This is a genomic window from Agrobacterium sp. NPDC090283, assembly GCF_044769685.1.
Lineage (GTDB): Bacteria > Pseudomonadota > Alphaproteobacteria > Rhizobiales > Rhizobiaceae > Agrobacterium.
Map to the genome: position 1 here is coordinate 49,440 of NZ_JBIVYG010000004.1, position 18,217 is coordinate 67,656.

The following is an 18,217-nucleotide window of genomic DNA, read 5'->3' on the forward strand; positions in this document are numbered from 1 at the left end:
AATTCCTTCCATTTCTGAGTGGTGATTGATGATCAGGCAGTCGCTGCCCGATGTGTTTCCGGCAGGGGCCGGTACCCGTAGATGCGTTCGGCGAATTCGGGCGTGATGCGGTCTTCACGCAGGTCCCGTTCGATATCGCCAGCCGCGCGTCCGGACGGCAGGCCGTAACCGCCGCCACCGGGCGTGACCAATTCGACGATCTGACCGGCCTTGAGCTGCACGGTGCCCGGCAGATTCTTCTGGCCGTTTCCGAAATCGAACCGGGAGCCGGCCGCCTGCAGGCCGCCGTTGAGACCCCATGGGTAGACGGCGATCCGGCCGCCCTCAACGCTGAAGCGGCAATCGGCCTCGATGCGATAGACACGGCGCAGACCCATTCCGCCGCGCCATCTGCCGGCGCCGGCGGATCCGTTGACCAGTTCGTATCGAAGCAGTGTGAGCGGATATTCCAGTTCCAGCGCCTCGACCGGCAGGTTGGAGGTGTTGGTCATATGAACATGGACGCCGCTCAGGCCATCTGCGGTCGGGCGCGCACCGCCCCCGCCGCCGATTGTTTCGAGATAGACCCAGAGTGAACCGTCCTCACGGGTGCCGGTGAAAAGGGCGCCGGTGCAGGCGCCGTTTCCTGCCGCCGTAACCTTGCCGGGCAAGGCCTTGGCAAGAGCGCCCTGCACGAGATCGGCGACACGCTGGCATGCGGCGATGCGGCCATCGACTGCGGCCGGGTGCTTGCAGTTGAGCAGCGATCCGTAAGGTGCTTCCACCGTGATCGGTCGCGACAGGCCGGCATTTGGCAGTATGGTTGGATCGATTACGGCCTTGACGGCATAATAGCAGGTTGCGAGCAGGGCCGTGTAGATGACGTTGAGACCGGCCGCCACCTGGGGCGGCGCGTCAAATGCCAGATGCATTGAATCGCCCGTGACAGTGATATCAACCTTGAATTCCATCACGGCGGAAAACTGGTTGCTGTCGAAATAGTCGGTAAATGAGTAGGTTCCGTCTGGAATGGCGGCGATGCCGGCTCGCATCTTACGCTCGGCGTAATCCTGCAGCGCGTCCCCTGCCGCCAGAACCTTGTCTGCTCCGTATTTGGTGCAGAGGTCCTGCATACGCCTTACACACAGCCGGTTCGCCGACATTTGTGCCCGCAAATCGGAAAGCCGTTCATGCGGAACCTGGCAGTTTAGCAGGAATAGATCTTGAAGATCCTTTTGCAAAACGCCTTCGCGGTACAGGCGCACCGGAGGAATGCGGATGCCTTCCTGATAGATGTGGGCGTGACCCCGATCGGCGAAATCCGCGTGGTGGGCGGTGTTTACAGCCCAGCCAACCATGGTTTCGCCATGGAAGACAGGTTCTGCCAGAACAATGTCGGGCAGGTGGGTTGCGCCACCCTCATAGGCGTCGTTGCCGATGAAGACGTCACCGGGTTTGATATCGTCGGCGACATAGCGTTTGTTGATATGCGGAATGATGCCGATGAAACTGCCGAGGTGCATGGGGATGTGTTCCGCCTGGCACAGGGTATTGCCGTGCCGGTCGAACAGTGCCGTCGAGCAATCACGACGTTCCTTGATGTTGGTAGAGTAGCTTGCGCGGACCAGCGCCTCTCCCATTTCCTCGACGATCGAGGTCAACGCACTGCCAATGACTTCGACAGTAATCGGGTCGATCTTGGTCATGCCGGCATCTCCAGAATGAGGTTGAGGTAAGGATCGACAATGCCTTGCATGTCCGGCAGGATCACCGTCGTGGTATCCATCTGCTCGACGATGGCAGGGCCGGAGATCCGGTTGCCTGACTTGAGCTTTTCACGCGCATAAACGGGGCAGGATACGAAATCCCTGACTTCGTCCATGTAGACGTCACGCGTGCCGATGATGGCGGTGTCGCAGGATGGCCCCGCATCCGGTTGTGGCGTGAACTGAGCCTTGTTGACGATGCCTGCCGCTTCAAGGCGCAGGGTCACGATCTGGATGGCTTCACCTTCGGCGATGAAGCCGAAACGCTGCAGATGCGCCTGTTCGAAACCCTTCACCAGCGCGTCAAGCGTATCGCTGCCGACCGGGCCTGCCGGAACCTGAACCTGCAATTCGTAGTTCTGGCCGACATACCGCATGTCAGCGGTGCGGTTGACCACCTGATTGTCCGGCTCGATGTCTTCCTGGTCAAACCATGTGGCTGCCTGCCCTTCGAGTGTGGCAAAGCCGCTGATCATCGGTTCGACTGCGTTCAGGTCGACTTTCATCAGGCGCGATATCGCGAAATCGGACCGCAGATCGGTCAGGAGCAGGCCAAGAGCGCAAAGCGTTCCCGGTGTGAGCGGCACGATGATGCGGTTCATGTCCAGCTCTCTGGCGAGGCGCGCGGCATGAAGCGGGCCAGCGCCGCCGAATGCCATGAGCGCGTAATCGCGCGGATCATGGCCCCGCTGCACGCTGATCAGGCGAATGGCCTTCGCCATATTGGCCGTCACCACGGAAATGATGCCTTGCGCGGTTTCCATGAGCCCCAGGCCAAGCTGATCCGCCAGCCGCTGTATGGCCTCGACTGCGAGATCACGTCGGACTTTCATGCGTCCGCCAAGAATCTCGACCGGATTGAGTGTCTGCAAGACGATATTGGCATCGGTGACGGTGGCTTCCGTATTGCCTCGTCCATAGCAGACGGGTCCGGGGTCGGCACCCGCAGAACGTGGGCCCACCTTGAGGAGGCCGCCGGAGTCAACGAAGGCAATCGATCCGCCGCCGGCGCCGACTGTATGAATGTCGAGCATGGGCGCCTTGATCGGGTATCCATGCACGTTTGCTTCGCCGGTCAGTTTGCAGATACCGCCTTGCAGAAGTGCCACATCGCTGGACGTCCCCCCGACATCGAAGGTGATGATGTTGTCGAAACCTGCCATTCGTCCAACGGCTTGCGCCGCGACGACGCCGGTGCTTGGACCGGACAGGACGGTGCGCACGGGAAGCTGTGCGGCGGTGTCGAATCCGATGACGCCACCGTTTGACTGTGTCAGTTGCGGTGCGACCGGTACGCCGAGTTCCGTCAGCCTCTGCTTGAGGCGCTCGATGTAACGCTGCATGACCGGGCCGAGGTAAGCATTCACGACCGTGGTCGACATACGCTCGTATTCACGAAATTCCGGGGCGACTTCGTGCGATGCGCTGATAAAAACATCCGGCATTTCTTCGCGGATCACCTCGACAACGCGGCACTCATGCGCGGTGTTCAGAAAGCCGTAGAGGAAGCATATCGCGATTGCCTTGATGTCTTCATGAGCCAGTTCGCGGACGGCAGCGCGCAGTTTTGCCTCATCGAGGGCAAGGTCGGCGGAGCCATCGCTTTTCAGCCGTTCCGGAACTTCATGGCGATGGTCGCGGCTGACGAGCGTTTCAGGCTTTTCCGCGTTCATGTCATAAAGACTTGGCCGTTTCTGACGCCCGATTTCAAGCAGGTCGCGAAAGCCGTCGGTGGTGATCAGGCCGGTTGCGACACCCTTGAGTTCTATCAGGGCATTGGTGGCGACCGTCGTGCCATGCCCGAGAAAAGCGACATGCTCCGCCGTGCTGCCGACGGTTGCGAGGCCTTCGGCCACGCCGTTTGTTATCCCGCGAGAAGGATCGTCGGGGGTTGAGGGCACCTTCCAGATGTCAAGCTTGCCTGTTGCCTCATCGAAGAGGCAGACATCGGTGAAAGTACCGCCGGAATCCACGCCAATTCTCAATGCCATTACGTTACCCTCTTTGGCCAAGGTTGTTAGGAAGCGGATCAGGCTGCCTTGGTCTTCTTGAAACGATCAAAGCGGAAAGGAGCGGGATCGACGCATGGGGCCGCGCCGGTCACCAGATCTGCCATCAGACGCCCGGAACCCGGCCCGATGCCGAAGCCGTGCCCGGAAAAGCCGCTGGCAATGAAGAAACCCGGAATATTGCCTGCCGGGCCGATGACCGGCACGGCATCCGGGGTAACATCGATCAAGCCGCCCCAGCTTTGGGTGATGCGGCTGTCTGCAAACACCGGAAACGCCTTGATCAGGTGCTCAAGCCCTTCGCGATTGAAGCGTTCGAAGGGGACCGGGTCGAGAATCCGGACCTGTTCGAAGGGCGATATATTGTCTGCCGACCACGAGCGCGGTGTCCGCCACTCTTCGAGAAAGCGGTTACCCACACGCAGTTTCAGCTCGCGCCAGCTCTTGATCAGGGTGGGCATGAAATCGCCAAACAGGCGGAAGCTGTCGGGAACGATCGGCGCGATGTTGGCATTGCGCATGGCAATCGAAAAACTTCCATCCAGGCGCCGGCGGAACGAGAAATTGTCGGCCCCGACCGGAAGATCCGGGACGCCGTCTACCGTCGTTGCGCGGGCGACTGTTCCGAGGATCTTCAATTGCGGGAAATCGATGCCCATGTTGCCGGCAAAGAGCCGTGACCAGGCGCCGCCTGCGAGGATGACGGAGGAGCAGGCAATAGGTCCGCGTTCGGTCACGACGCCGCTGACCCGGCCCGCCGAACGCTCGATCGAACGGACCGCGCATCCGGTAAGGATATGCGCACCGGCGCGCAGGGCGCCGCGGGCCATGGCGGGCGCCGCCTTCAGAGGTTCGGCGCGGCCGTCGCTCGATGTATGCATTGCAGCCGTGAAGCCCCCGGTCATGCCAGGCAAATGCTGGCGCAGCTCTGCACTGCGCAGCAGCCTCGAATCCAGCCCGAACTGCTGTGCATGCACCAGCCAGGCTTCATATTCGGCTTCCTGGCGGGCGTTGCGGCACAGATAGACGATACCCGTCTGGCGAAATCCGGTTTCTTCGCCAATGCGGGCGTTCATTCCCTTCCAGAGCGCCAGGCTCTCCAGGGCCAGTGGAATTTCGGCAGGATCACGGCCCATCTGGCGAACCCAGCCCCAGTTACGGCCGGATTGTTCGCCGCCGATCAGGCCTTTTTCGCAGAGCGCGACGGAGACGCCCCTTTCGGCAAGCTCCAGGGCGGTCGAGACACCGACGATGCCACCTCCTATGATCACGACATCGACCTTGTCCGGCAGGGAGGCGCTGGATGGAACGGCGTCCGGAATGATGCGGCTCATGGTGTCGACCTCGGTAGATTGTTCAAAGCATGTCTTCGAGGCGGCAATTCACCAGCATCTCGGCCATGGCTGCGGTATTGGGCAATTCAATCGCCGTGCGGACCAGCGACGCCAGCGTCTCCGGCTGGATCATCTCCTCGGGCGTGACCGTGTTTGTATAGGCGCTCATTTCCGTGCGGACGAAACTCGGACAAATGGCTGTTGCGCGTACACCTTTTTCCCAGGCAACGTGCCGGGTGGTGTGGGTTAGGCCCATGACCGCGAATTTCGTCATGTTGTAGCCGACAAAGGCGTTCCTGACGCGCTTTCCGGACATCGAGACGATGTTGATGACCCTGCCGGTGCCGGTCTGTTCCAGATGAGGCAGGCAAAGACGCGTCATTCTCAGGGGCGCCTTGACGTTGACGGCGAACAGCCGGTCGAGTGCCTCGTCATTGTCATCCATCAGCGAAACGCGCTCGCCGAGGCCTGCATTGTTGATGAGCGCATCAATTCTTCCAAACCTTGCCACCGCGCCGGTCACCCATGCTTGGGCGCTCTCCGGTTCGTAGGCATCGAAGTGTGCATAGTGAAATTGCCCGCCCTCCGGCCCGAAGGCGGCCTCAAGCGCCGCCGTATCCCGCGCGCCGAGGCTTAGCCGATAGCCATGTTCTGCAAGTTCGCGGGCGATTGCCAGTCCAATGCCCCGGCCAGCGCCCGTAACCAGTGCCACGCGGCCAGAATTTCCAGCAGTCATTATCGTTTCTCCGGTCTGGCCAGTGGCCATGCATTCGTTTGCATGAACGGTAGGCGCGGTTTCGAGATATGACAAGATACTTTTTGGGAGAAATTTTAAAAAAGCTCCAAAAACTACCAAAAATGAAAAGAAGCATCAAAAATGCAAACGTATGCTTGACGTAGTTTGAAGCTTTGTGCCTAATGTTTATAAATAAGCGCCACAAGCGTTCAAAAAACGGGAACCTGCTCCTGTCCTTCAGGAGCCCATCGCAGATCGGATCGCGGTATGCCGGGCAGGGAAATTCTGAAAATAGATAATCTTTCCGTGGCGTTCAGGTCGGGCTCTGAGCTGCGTCCCGCGGTGAAAGGCGTTTCTCTTTCGCTGGTGTCGGGCGAAATCCTCGGCCTCGTCGGCGAGAGCGGAAGCGGCAAGACCATCATGTCGCTGGCGGCTATGGGGCTCTTGCCCCACAACGCGGTCGTCACGGGCGGAAGCGTCGAATTCGCCGGGGTCGATCTTCTGACTGCACGGCCAGATGTGCTGCGCAAGCTTCGCGGCAAGCGGATTTCGATGATCTTTCAGGATCCGATGGCATCTCTCGATCCCGTCTTCACCTGCGGCCAGCAGATTGTCGAGGCCATTCTTCTGCATGAAGATGTTTCGCGCCGGGAGGCGGGAAAGCTTGCGTTTCAGCTGCTGGAAAAGGTTGGCATACACGATCCTGCGCGCTGCATGCGTTCCTATCCGCACGAGCTTTCCGGTGGCCAGTGTCAGCGCGTGATGATCGCCATGGCGGTTGCCTGCAAGCCGGAGGTCATCATTGCCGACGAGCCGACGACGGCACTGGATGTAACGGTCCAGAAACAGGTTTTGACCCTGTTGCGCGGCCTCAATCGCGAAATCGGAGCGGCGGTGCTGCTCATCACGCACGATCTCGGTGTGATCTATGAAGTCGCAGACCGTGTGGCGGTTATCTATCACGGCGACCTGATGGAGGAGGCAACCACCGCCGATCTGTTTTCGAACCCCAGGAGTGACTATACAAGGGCGCTGATTGCATCCATGCCGTCGATATCGGAGCCGAAAACGCAGCTTCCGATCATTGTGCGCGGTAAAGACGGTGTCATTTCCATCACCGTTGCCGCAACTCCGGTGAAACGCACCGTCCCAACTGATGCGCCGCATGTCCCGCTTCTGGACGTGCGCGATCTGATAAAGACCTATTGGGTGCGGGAAAGCGCGCTTGCGACACCGCATGCGTTTCGTGCGGTCGACAATGTCAGCCTGTCCATAGCGCCGCGTTCGACGCTTGGACTTGTCGGCGAATCCGGCTGCGGCAAGTCGACCCTTTCAAGGCTGGTGATGCGGCTGATCGAGCCCGATAGCGGCTCGATCCTGTTTGGCGGTCGCGATCTCGTTTCGCTTGGTCGAGAGGCGATGCGTGCTGCGCGTCGTGATATCGCGCTGGTGTTCCAGAACCCTTACGGTTCGCTCAATCCCCGGCAGACCGTTCTGGATCTCGTGGCCGCGCCGATCGACATTCATCTTGGCGGTCGGGATCGGGTGGCTACCGTCACGAAGCTGATAGATGCGGTCGGTCTGCCACGCACGGCGCTCAGCCGCTTTCCCCATGAGTTTTCCGGCGGGCAGCGCCAGCGCATCGTGATTGCCCGCGCGCTGGCGCTCAATCCGAAGCTGCTGATCTGCGATGAGGCAGTTTCCGCATTGGATGTCTCCGTTCAGGCACAGGTTCTCAACCTCCTGCAGGAACTCCAGGGCGAATTCGATCTGACCTATCTTTTCATTTCCCATGATATGTCCGTCGTTCGCCATGTGAGCGATACGATTGCCGTCATGCAGAAGGGAAAAATCGTCGAAACCGGCCCCGCACGCGACGTCTTCGACAATCCGAAGGCGGAATATACACGCACGCTCCTCAGTGCGGTGCCGAAGATCGGTCGGGCGCAATCAGCCCTTGCGGAGGTCTGACGATGCAAGCTCTCTCATCATTCATCATTGTCCTCGGCTCCCGGCTGGTCACGGCCCTCATCCAGCTTTGGGTGATCGCGACCCTGGTGTTCTCGATCATGTACATCATGCCCGGCGATCCGGTTCTGCTGCTGCTCGGTCCGGAGAGCAACCCGTCGCCGGAAACCGTTGCAGCCATGCGCCAGCAGCTTGGGCTCGATCAGCCGGTCATGTCGCAATATGTCAAATGGCTCGGTGGGGCCGTGACAGGCGATCTCGGCAAGTCGCTCGACGGTTATCCGGTGATCGAATATGTGACCGCCAGCCTGCCAAAGACCATGGAACTGGCCCTGGCCGCCATCATGGTCGCAGCGCTTATCGGTGTTCCCGTCGGCATTGCCGCGGCCCTGCGACGGGGCAGTTTTCTCGATGGCCTGCTCACCTCGCTTGCCACGCTTGGTATTTCTGTGCCGGTTTACATTCTTGGATCGCTATTGATCCTGTTGCTCAGCCTGAAACTCGGCTGGCTGCCGTCCAGCGGGTACACCGATATTTCCCGCAATGCCTTCCTGCACTTTCAGAAGCTCGTATTGCCCGCGCTCACGCTTGGCCTTGGACTGGCTGCGTCGATTGCACGCATGACCCGATCATCAATGCTCGAAATCCTCGGTCGCGACTTCGTCCGCTCGCTACGGGCGCGCGGCATGCGTGAGCGCAGAGTGATCTGGCTGCATGTTCTGCGCAACGCCGCCATCCCGATCGTTACCATCGTCGGTCTGCAGCTCGGCAATCTGATGGGCGGAACGGTTCTGGTCGAGGCTCTGTTCAACTGGCCCGGCCTCAGTACGCTTCTGGTAACGGCGGTCTCCAACAGAAATTACCCTCTCGTACAGGGTAGCATCATGACGATCGCGGCTCTTTTCATTCTCATCAACCTGTGCGTCGATCTTCTGTACAGCCTGCTCGACCCACGCATCCGCCGGAAGCGCGCATGATGACGTCTGTTCTTTTTCGCCGTCCGCTTGTCCTCGCCAGCCTGCTGGTTGTCCTCGCCGTTCTCGCTGTGGCGCTGATGGGGCCGATGATTGCACCGCACGATCCGCTGCTCATCAACCAGAACGCCGTGAACCAGACGAGTTCCGTCCAGTATCTGCTGGGAACCGACGAATTCGGCCGCGACATTCTCTCCCGTCTGCTCATCGGTATCCGACCAACCATGGTCGTTGCCGTCATCTCGACTGTCATCGCGGCAATTGGCGGAACGGCATTCGGTATCATCGGCGCTTATAGCCGGCCGGTTCCTGCTTTTTTTGTCATGCGCGCGGTCGATATCATGCTGAGTTTTCCGGCGATCCTGCTTGCACTCCTCGCCGTCGGCTTCTGGCGTAGCGGCGTCGTCAGCCTCAGCGTCGTTATCGGCATCATCTTCATCCCGCAATTTGCCCGCGTGGCGCAGTCCGCGACCCTGCAGGTCATCCGTCAGGAATTCATTGAAGCGGAGCATGCCATGGGTGCCAGTTACCTTCGTGTCGTGTTCAGGGCGATCTTGCCGAACATTCTTTCGCCGCTGGTGGTTCAGGGGACACTGACGATTGCCGCGGCGATCCTGCTGGAATCGGGCCTGAGCTTCCTGGGGTTGGGCATCGTGCCGCCTGAACCCTCCTGGGGACAGATGATCGGCACGGCTCGCGGCTATCTCAATCAGAACCCGATGTATGTCGTCTGGCCATCGGTCTGCCTCGCCTTCACGGTTCTTGCCATCAACATTCTCGGTGATGCGCTGCGCGATCACCTTGATCCCAGACTTCGCGAAAACTGATAAACAACAAAGAAAGGGAACAATTATGCAGAGATTTCTCCGATTGGCTCTGGCCAGCAGTTTCCTTGGCTTGACCGCCACGGCGGTTCTGGCTGATGGCACACTGTATTTCGGCCTGTCCGGCGAGCCGTCAACGCTCGATACGGTTGTGCAGCCGGGCACCTCCGGACGCACTGTGAAACTCGCGATTCATCGCGGGCTCGTTAATTACGGTATCGATGGCAAGATTTCGCCGGAACTCGCCGAAAGCTACGATGTCAGCCCGGACGCGAAGGAGTTCACGTTTCACCTTCGCGCCGCAAAGTTTCATGACGGATCGGACGTGACTGCTGCAGATGTGAAGGCGTCGCTTGAGCACATGCTCGATCCGGCCGGCAAGGCTGCTTTTCGCAACGAGCTTTCAATCATTTCGAAGATTGAAACACCGGATCAGAAGACGGTGAAGCTGACGCTTTCCAAACCATCGGTCGCTCTCGTCGATTATCTCGCATTGCCGGAATCGGTGATCGTGCCCGCCGCATGGCTGGCGAAGAACGCAAACAATCCGACGGCGACGCCGATCGGCGCCGGACCGTTCAAATTCGCGACCTGGACACGCGGACGCGAAATCGTCGTCGAAAAATTCGATGGCTATTACAAGCAGGGAAAGCCAGATCTCGATGAGGTGCATTATGTTTTCTACAGCGACGAAAACACGCGTGTGAATGCGCTGAAGTCAGGGGATGTCGATATTATCGATTACGTTCCCGCCAAGGATGCCGCGGACCTGGAAAAAGGCCCGGAGACGCAGCTTCTGAGAAATACCGGTCCGTTCATGGGGCTGCAATTCAATACAAAGTTCGAGCCGTTCTCGAAGCCGGAAGTCAGGCAGGCCATCGCCTATGCGGTGGATCGGAGCACTATCATCAATACCGCCTTCAACGGCCTGGGAAGCCCGATCTACGGCATCGCCATTCCCAAGGGTTACATGGGCTATTCTGACGCCAAAGCGAATTACTTCAAGCACGATGTGGCGAAGGCAAAAGAGTTGCTGACCAAGGCGGGATACCCGAACGGCTTCGAGGTGCGGCTGCTTGCGTCATCGCAATATAGTTTCCACCAGAATACAGCCGTCGCGATCCAGTCCGAACTGGCCAAGATCGGCATCAAGGTCACGCTTGATCTGCCGGACTGGGCCAGCCGAATGGCGAAGGCATCGGCAGCCGACTATGATTTTACCGTGCTTGGAAGTCTCGGTGAAATCACCGATGCCGACTGGCTGAGCAATTATTATTATGGCGGTGACAAGCTGGTTCGAACGAACAACTCGCCTTATTTTAATGATCAGCAGATCAATGAACTGCTTGATACGGGTCGGGCAACCGTCGACAAGGCGGAACGGGAAAAAATCTACGACAAATTCGTGGACCGTGCGCTGGAGCTGTCGCCTCTCGTTTATTTCATGTGGCGTGAGCAGAACTATGCCATCAAAAAAGGCGTGACAGGTTTCACTAACATGCCCGGCTTCCTGACCTTTCAGTCAGGGTTGAGCATTGAGAACACTAAGGTTGAATAACCTGAAATCGCCGGGGATGCGGGTCTTGCCCGGCGATTTTTCATCAGGCAATCACTTTGAACTCGAGCTTTGCCAACCGGCATACCTCTGATCGATGGCGGCGAATGGAAGAGCCGCCTTCGGCAGGGCGTTCGTGCTGGATTGTTGCGGATCGCGCTTCATTCATGGGAACTGCCGAATGTCAGCCTCACCCAAAGAACCAGTGAGCTGAATGTCTCAAATGAAATCGAAGCGACGTCACGTTGTTTCATCAACATTTGCGCAAGGTGTTGGTTTGCGAACTCGAGCAGTTGCGCCGGTCACGGCTTTCTTCCCACGCCTTCAGGGGCGATCGGTCTGTCGCTTGTCCTCGTTGGCCCTCTTGCTCAGCGGGTTCTTCAGCCAGATGTAAAATCCACCGGGATGAACCAACAGAAGGCGGCACATCGTCCGCCGCAACCGGATAGCCTCGCTCCGTGATCTGGCGCACCGCGTCACGCTTAAACTCTTCGCTGAAATTCGATTTACGCGGATGCTCTTCCTGCCCCAAAATCAGGAAAGAAGGTGTCTACAAATCTCAAGGCTATTCACAAGTTGACGCCGCCATTTCGCAAGCTGGGTTGTCGAACTCTCCGATGAAGAATCGCTATTGGTTCAGGAATAAACTATAGCGAAACCGCCAACGCTGTTTTTGAGGATCGATAGTTGCCAAACAACACGCCCCGCATCCAGCATTTGAACTGGAACCTGCTGCGGACCTTTCTGGTCATCGTTGAGGAAGGCAGCATCACGCGGGCGGCCAACCGGCTTTTCGTGCGCCAGCCCTCGGTAACCGCCGCGCTGCAAAAGCTGGAGGAAACGCTGGGGTGCCAGTTGATCCAGCGCGACAGTCGCCGTTTCGTGTTGACGGTCCAGGGCGAAATGCTTCGTCAGGAATGTGCCGAAATTTTCCTGCGTGTCGAGCGCATTGGCGAAAAACTGTCGACCGAGGCGGACGATCTGACGGGTCAGGTGCGTGTCCTCATCGTCACCAATCTCGTGCTTCCACAGCTCGATCAGGCTCTTCGTCAATTGCGGCGGCGCCATCCATCCGTCACCGTCCGCATCGATGTCGCCAATACGCAGGATATCGTTCGCGCCATCGGCCAGAAACAGGCCCCATTCGGCATTTGCCTGCTGCCGAAACCGCTTGCCGGAATGGACTGCAAATTCCTGCTCAGGGAAACATTCGGGATTTATTGCGGTGCTTCCCATCCCTTTTACGGCCGTGGCGACATCACCATGGAGGAATTGCGGCAGGAAGCCTTTGTCGCCTTCACCTGCAGCCAGGAAGGCGGCGCGCTGGAACCGATGATTGCCCTTCGCGATGGTGTGAGGCTCGGTAAATGGACCGTCGGCTCCAGCCCCCACATGGAAGAAGTACGGCGAATGATCATCGCCGGCATCGGCGTCGGAATTCTGCCACTGGATGCGGCGCGCGGCTTTGAGGAAGACGAGCTTTGGCAGATCCCGCTGCTTCAGGATTCGCTCGGAGCCGACGCCTATTTCCTCCGCAACCCCGATATGGAACTCGGCGGCGCCGAGCAGGCATTTCTGACGATTTTCGAAAACGAGCTTTTCGACGCCCAGGCCGCGGCGGCCCTTGTGGAAACGGGGAGCGAATAGGAAAACGGCGAAAAGCGATCATACTTTTCGCCGTTCCATTTAAAGTATTTTCCAGCAAAACCGGACCCGGCATTGCCGGCCGGGAATACGCTAAAACAGAGTATTGGAGCCCTTCAGCGCTTCACAGCAAAGCGAAAGCGCTCCAGCATCAGTCCGCCCGGTTTGCGCGTTCCAGCACGGCCTGAACGAGAACATTCACACCGGGTTCGATGTCAGCAACCGTGACATTTTCCGCCTCGTTATGGGAAAGACCGCCCTCGCACGGTGTGAAGATCATCGCCGTCGGCAGATATTCGGCGACATGCATGGCGTCATGCCCGGCCTCGGTGAGAAGGTCCATCGAGGAATAACCGAAAGCGCCGGTGGCATTGCGGATGAGTTCGATGCAGCCGGCGTCAAAATGCATGCCGCCGTAGGCCCAGCCTTCCTTGACGACGATCCTGCAGCGGGACCGCTCTTCCAGTTCGGGAAGTCTCGCCTTGAAGGCATCAAACATGGTGCTGACCACCGCATCGTCGGGGTGGCGCATGTCGCAGGTCATTTCCACGAAATTCGGCAGCGCGCCAAGGAGATTGGGTTCCGCCCTGATGCGCATTGTCGTGGACTTGCCGCCGGTCTCGTGATTGGCCCAGCCGATCTCGTTGATTGCCAGCGTCACCTCAGCGGCGCCCACCAGCGCGTTCTTGCGCGCCGGCATTGGCGTCGGGCCGACATGGCCGGTTTCGCCGTGCACTTCCACCACGAAACCACGCACGCCGAAAGCGCCGGTGACGATGCCGAGTTGCTTGCCCGCTGCCTCCAGACGCGGCCCCTGTTCGATATGCAGCTCGAACAGACTGTCGAAAGCCTCCGCCGAAATCGCGTCTTTACCCTTGAAACCGATGCGCTCCAACTCGCCGCCAAGCGTAAAGCCATCGCGATCTTTGCGGGAATAGGCGAATTCCGCCGCCTTGGCGCCGGTAAAAACCGCCGAGCCGATCATCGGCGGTTCGAAACGCGCGCCTTCCTCATTGGTCCAATTCACAAGGGTGATCGGCCGGCGTGTGGCGATCGCATGGTCGTTCAGCGTGCGCACCAGTTCCAGCCCGGCCAGCACGCCAAGAATACCGTCGAAGCGGCCGCCATGAACCTGCGTGTCGAGGTGGCTGCCGACCAGTACGGGCTTCGCATCCGCATCGGTTCCTGGCCGTTCGGCGAAGATATTGCCGACGGCGTCGATCCTGACCGTCAGGCCCGCCTCCTCGCACCAGTGAATGAACTGGTGACGCATCGCCGCATCCACGTCGGAAAGCGCCAGCCGCTTCAGGCCGCCCTTTTCGGTCGCGCCGATTTCGGCGGAACGCATCAGCGTTGCCCAAAGGCGTGACATGTCTGGCCGGATATTGCTCAATCTCTTCATTTCGGTCCCCTGTTATGGTCTCGCTGCTGCAATGCCCCGGCGTAACCGGCAGCCCGCAGGCGACCTCTTTTCAGTCCATGGAGTGACAAAGGGGATAAGACCAAACCGGAAAATTCAAAAATAGATAGATTCGATACTTAGAATAAGAGTGGCGTTTTTTCCGGTCGAAAAAGAAATTTCAGCCGGTCAAAAGACAGGCAGGGGCTGCGCAGCCGAGCGGCAAAGAAAAACAGTGCCTGCGATATTGCCATGATTTTATTATCTATTTCAAAATTTACAATCGGCGCCGAGATGCCCGAAAATGCTCAGGATTTGGTCTATAGCGCCGCCCTATGGAAGAAATCTGCATTATCTATTTGTCGGGAGCCTCCTGCTTTCCCATCATTGCGCAAAACAGGGGAACATCGCAGCATGTCGGACTGACGGAGAGAACCGAAAAACGGTTGCTCCGCCGGAAAAGGCTATCGGCATCTCATGCCTTCGGCATGCGGCCGCTCCGCTTCGTCGTTTCCCCGTTTTCCTTCACGGCAACATAAAGGGGAATGTTCATGCAAGGGGAAACCGCACTCGTGGGCTCCGTCGAAAAACAGCCGGTCGGCGTTCGGCGGATCGCCGTCGCAAGCGTCATCGGTACCACCGTCGAATGGTACGATCTTTTCGTCTTCGCCACCGCTTCGGCACTGGTCTTCAACAAGGTCTTCTTTCCAAGCTTCGACGCAATCGTCGGTACGCTTCTGGCCTTCGGCACCTTCGCCTCGGCCTATCTCGCCCGCATCGTCGGGGCAGCGCTTTTCGGCCATTTCGGTGACAGGATCGGCCGCAAGTCGATGCTGCTTGTTTCCCTGGTCATGATGGGTGTTGCGACCTTCGCCATCGGCCTTCTGCCGAATTACGAGCAGATCGGCGTCTGGGCGCCCATTCTGCTTCTGGCGCTGCGCGTCGTGCAGGGGCTGGCGCTGGGCGGCGAATGGGGCGGTGCGGTGCTGATGGCGGTCGAGCACGCGCCGCAGAACCGACGCGGCCTTTATGGCTCCTGGGTGCAGATCGGTGTTCCGGCCGGCACATTGATCGCGAACCTCGCTTTCCTCGCCATCGGTTTCACGATGGCGCCCGAGGACCTGATTTCCTGGGGCTGGCGCATTCCGTTCCTCGTCAGCATTCTTCTCGTCGCTGTCGGCGCCTATGTTCGGCTCAACACCGCCGAAACGCCGTCCTTCGCCAAGGTGAAGACCGAAGAGGCGACCGTGCGCGTGCCCTTCTTCGAACTGCTTTCCAAATCCTGGAAGACGGTTCTTCTCGGCGGCATCGCCACCATGTCGACCGGCTCGTCCTTCAACCTCATCGTCGCCTTCGGTCTGAGCTATGGTACGCAGGCGCTCAACATCTCCCGCAACGAGATGCTGGTGATCGTGCTGATTTCCTGCATGGCGTGTATTTTCCTGTTGCCGCTCTTCGGCCTGCTTTCCGACAAGGTCGGCCGCCGGCCGGTCATTCTCGGCGGCATTCTCGCCGAAGCGCTCGTCGCTTTCCCGATGTTCTGGTTGATGGATACCGCCACCTTTGCCGGCGCACTTGCGGGCTACCTGCTGATGATGACGGCCTTTGCCGCCAATTACGGCCCGATCGCCACCTTCCTCGCCGAACTTTTCGGCACCAAGGTTCGCTATTCCGGCCTGTCCATCGCCTATATGCTCTCGGGTGTTCTGGGCAGCGCGCTTACTCCTGTCATCACCACATGGCTGCTTTCCGCCACCGGCAGCGGCGCTTCCGTCGCCTGGTACATGATCGGCTCCGCCCTGCTTTCGGCCGTTGCCCTGCTGGCGCTGACCGAGACCGTGAAACGCGATCTGGCCAAGACCAACTGATCCATATTTGCAATATCACAGACGCCGGCCCTCGCGCCGGCGTCTTTCTTTTGGAGAAGTCAATGGAAAGTCCCGACACAATCAACGAGGCGCTCGAACTGCTCCGGGGCGTCGAGACGGCCACGATCGGTCATTTCAGATCGGAAGGATTCATGGATCCGGCGATGCAATGCGTGATCGACGGCGTCCGCATCGCCGGTCGCGCGCTGACCGTCAGCCTGCCGGGAGACGACGGAACGGCGCTTCCGCATGCTCTTTCCCGCGCCATGCCGGGCGATATCCTCGTCATCGAGCGACTGATCGACGACCGGCACGCCTGCTGGGGTGCGGTCATGACCGCCGCAGCGCTCGCGCGCGGTGTCACCGCCATCATCCTCGATGGTTACGTCACCGATATAGGTTCGATCCGCAGCGCCGGCCTGCCGGTCTGGTGCCGGGGACGCTCGCCCATCACCACGAAGCTCAGAGGCCGGGGAAATGTCGCGGGGCCGGTCGTCTGCGGCAGGGTCGAGGTTCAGAACGGCGATATCGTGCTGGCCGACGAAAACGGCGTCTGCATTTTGCCACCCGAGGAAGCATTGGCAACGGCACGGCAGGCTCTCACCATTCAGGAAAAGGAGCCCGGCATCATTGCAAGGCTCGAAAAGGGGGAAGATATCGTGGGGGTTTATGGACTTTCACCGCTGGAGCATTCCACGTAAAGCCGGCATGCAATCTCGCACCCCGGGAAATGCATATGGGCGCGTCAGCCGCTCCGGCCGACGCGCCCTGTTTCATGCTGACTGCCCTCAGAGGACAGCGAGGCACTCGATTTCGATATCGAAAGGCAAGGACCAGGGTTTGATGGTTGCCGAGGTGCGCGCCGGGAACCCGGCTGCGAAATATTCGCGGTATATGTCGTTCACTGTGCCCATCAGCGCTGCATCGGTGACATAAATGGTGGTCTTGATCACATCTTCGAAGGTGGCGCCCGCTGTGGCCAGTGTCACCCGCAGGGCTTCCAGCGAGGCCCGGGTCTGAGCGGCGATATCACCCTTGACGATGTCGCCCGTTTCAAGATCGACGGGCGGCATGCCGCAGGTGGCGATGATGTTGCCGGAGCGGACAAGCGCCGAGGTCGGCGCTCCCAGCCGGCGGATCGCCTCTGAAACCACCGGCACTTCAAGGATTTCGCGTTTGGCCATGTCTGTCATCCTTTTCCGTTCAGCGTCGCGGCTTCATAGACCATGGTGGCTGCCGCAAGATCGGCGAGCGCGGTTCCGACGGCTTTATAGAGCGTGATCTCATCATCGCCACTGCGCGCAAACCGGTTTGCCCTGCAAAGTCCGGCAAGCGTCGACCTGACGCTCTCCTGCGAAAACAGGCCGGCTTTGATCGGCTGAACGAGATCACCCGCTTCGTGCAGCGCTTCTTCCGTATCGATAAAGACCGAGGCGCGGCCTATGGCCTCGTCATCTGCCTCGCGCATGCCGGGCGTGAAGCCGCCGATGAGATCGACATGCGTGCCGGGGCGCAGCCACGCGCCCCGGATGAGCGGCGTGGTGGCGAGCGTCGCGGCGCTGACGATATCAGCCTCGGCAACCGCCCTTTCCAGATCATCGACCACCGTGGCCGCAAGGCCCGACACCTCGATACTTTGCGCCAGCCGCTCGGCATTGCCACGATCGATATCCCACACGGCCACCTGTTCAAGTGGTCTGATGGCCCGGTATGCGTCGGGAATGAGGCTCGCGACACGGCCGGCACCCAGCACCAAAAGCCGGCTGGCATTCTTGCGCGCCAGATAATCCGCTGCAAGCGCCGACGCCGCAACAGTCCGGCGGCCGGTAATGACATTGCCGTCCAGCGTGGCCAGTTGGATGCCTGTCCCGGCGTCGTAAAGCATATAGGTCGAGGTCAGTCCCGGCAGGTTTCTGTCGGCGTTTCCGGGAAAAACGGTGACGATCTTGATCCCCAGATAACGCGAGGACCGCTGGGAGCCATGCCAGGCGGGCATCAATAGCAGTGTCGCGGCGACCTCATCTGGCACATCGATCGTGTGGTGGTGCCGGACCGGCATCTCGCAACCTTCCGCGAAGGCGGAGGCAAGCGCTTTGATGAGCCCGTCAAACGGCAAAAGACCGGCTGTTTCCTGCGAATTGATCATGAGCATATGCGCCTC

14 protein-coding genes and 1 pseudogene are annotated in these 18,217 nt (G+C 59.4%); 7 read left to right on the top strand and 8 right to left on the bottom strand.

Annotated elements, in window-relative coordinates; all coding sequences use genetic code 11:
- Window positions 1-32 precede the first annotated feature (32 nt).
- The 4 genes from ACIQUH_RS07655 to ACIQUH_RS07670 are packed head-to-tail and all read right to left on the bottom strand — an operon-like array spanning window position 33 to window position 5,824.
- A complete protein-coding gene (locus tag ACIQUH_RS07655) occupies window positions 33-1,685 on the bottom strand; it encodes a hydantoinase B/oxoprolinase family protein (RefSeq protein WP_400813479.1) in 1,653 nt (550 codons plus the stop codon).
- Window positions 1,682-3,736: a hydantoinase/oxoprolinase family protein gene (locus ACIQUH_RS07660; RefSeq protein WP_400813480.1), complete on the bottom strand. Its 2,055-nt coding sequence runs from the start codon at window positions 3,734-3,736 to the stop codon at window positions 1,682-1,684. Before ACIQUH_RS07660 ends, ACIQUH_RS07655 begins: the two co-directional genes overlap by 4 nt.
- A gap of 38 nt (window positions 3,737-3,774) precedes the next feature.
- Window positions 3,775-5,088: an NAD(P)/FAD-dependent oxidoreductase gene (locus tag ACIQUH_RS07665; RefSeq protein ID WP_400813481.1), complete on the bottom strand. Its 1,314-nt coding sequence runs from the start codon at window positions 5,086-5,088 to the stop codon at window positions 3,775-3,777.
- A 22-nt stretch (window positions 5,089-5,110) separates the two neighbouring features.
- The gene (locus tag ACIQUH_RS07670) at window positions 5,111-5,824 is read right to left on the bottom strand and encodes an SDR family NAD(P)-dependent oxidoreductase (protein ID WP_400813482.1); all 714 of its coding nucleotides are present in this window, start codon (window positions 5,822-5,824) and stop codon (window positions 5,111-5,113) included.
- Between the two features lie 306 nt (window positions 5,825-6,130).
- Between ACIQUH_RS07670 and ACIQUH_RS07675 the strand changes: the two genes are divergently transcribed.
- Genes ACIQUH_RS07675 through ACIQUH_RS07690 form a run of 4 tightly spaced genes read left to right on the top strand, consistent with a single transcriptional unit; the run spans window position 6,131 to window position 11,148 of the window.
- Window positions 6,131-7,795, top strand: coding sequence for an ABC transporter ATP-binding protein (locus ACIQUH_RS07675; protein ID WP_400813483.1), 1,665 nt, complete (start codon window positions 6,131-6,133; stop codon window positions 7,793-7,795).
- Window positions 7,796-7,797: 2 nt separating this feature from the next.
- The gene (locus tag ACIQUH_RS07680; RefSeq protein ID WP_400813485.1) at window positions 7,798-8,769 is read left to right on the top strand and encodes an ABC transporter permease; all 972 of its coding nucleotides are present in this window, start codon (window positions 7,798-7,800) and stop codon (window positions 8,767-8,769) included.
- A complete protein-coding gene (locus tag ACIQUH_RS07685; RefSeq protein WP_174032474.1) occupies window positions 8,766-9,593 on the top strand; it encodes an ABC transporter permease in 828 nt (275 codons plus the stop codon). Before ACIQUH_RS07680 ends, ACIQUH_RS07685 begins: the two co-directional genes overlap by 4 nt.
- A 25-nt stretch (window positions 9,594-9,618) precedes the next feature.
- A complete protein-coding gene (locus ACIQUH_RS07690; RefSeq protein WP_400813486.1) occupies window positions 9,619-11,148 on the top strand; it encodes an ABC transporter substrate-binding protein in 1,530 nt (509 codons plus the stop codon).
- 330 nt (window positions 11,149-11,478) lie between these two features.
- Here the strand turns inward: ACIQUH_RS07690 and ACIQUH_RS07695 are convergent.
- Window positions 11,479-11,677 (bottom strand): annotated as a pseudogene (locus tag ACIQUH_RS07695) (transposase); the annotation flags it as partial.
- A 155-nt stretch (window positions 11,678-11,832) separates the two neighbouring features.
- On the opposite strand from ACIQUH_RS07695, the gene ACIQUH_RS07700 reads away from it, so the two are divergent.
- Window positions 11,833-12,792 carry a LysR family transcriptional regulator gene (locus ACIQUH_RS07700; protein WP_400813487.1) on the top strand — a complete coding sequence of 320 codons (960 nt, stop codon included), beginning with the start codon at window positions 11,833-11,835 and terminating at the stop codon, window positions 12,790-12,792.
- 148 nt (window positions 12,793-12,940) lie between these two features.
- Here the strand turns inward: ACIQUH_RS07700 and ACIQUH_RS07705 are convergent, their stop codons facing one another.
- Entirely contained in the window at window positions 12,941-14,191 is a 1,251-nt protein-coding gene (locus ACIQUH_RS07705; protein ID WP_400813488.1) for a Zn-dependent hydrolase, read from the bottom strand.
- A gap of 548 nt (window positions 14,192-14,739) precedes the next feature.
- Here ACIQUH_RS07705 and ACIQUH_RS07710 point away from each other — a divergent pair.
- Window positions 14,740-16,056 (top strand): MFS transporter, encoded by a 1,317-nt coding sequence (locus ACIQUH_RS07710; protein ID WP_400813490.1) that lies wholly within the window; start codon window positions 14,740-14,742, stop codon window positions 16,054-16,056.
- Between the two features lie 62 nt (window positions 16,057-16,118).
- Complete coding sequence (locus ACIQUH_RS07715; protein WP_400813491.1) at window positions 16,119-16,757, top strand: RraA family protein; 639 nt, start codon at window positions 16,119-16,121, stop codon at window positions 16,755-16,757.
- Window positions 16,758-16,844: 87 nt separating this feature from the next.
- Here ACIQUH_RS07715 and ACIQUH_RS07720 read toward each other — a convergent pair whose 3' ends face one another.
- Both ACIQUH_RS07720 and ACIQUH_RS07725 read right to left on the bottom strand, forming a co-directional pair.
- Window positions 16,845-17,249, bottom strand: a complete 405-nt coding sequence (locus ACIQUH_RS07720) for a RidA family protein (RefSeq protein ID WP_400813492.1) — start codon at window positions 17,247-17,249, stop codon at window positions 16,845-16,847.
- Window positions 17,246-18,208 carry an ornithine cyclodeaminase family protein gene (locus tag ACIQUH_RS07725; protein WP_400813494.1) on the bottom strand — a complete coding sequence of 321 codons (963 nt, stop codon included), beginning with the start codon at window positions 18,206-18,208 and terminating at the stop codon, window positions 17,246-17,248. The genes ACIQUH_RS07720 and ACIQUH_RS07725 overlap by 4 nt, the downstream gene beginning before the upstream one ends.
- Window positions 18,209-18,217 lie beyond the last annotated feature (9 nt).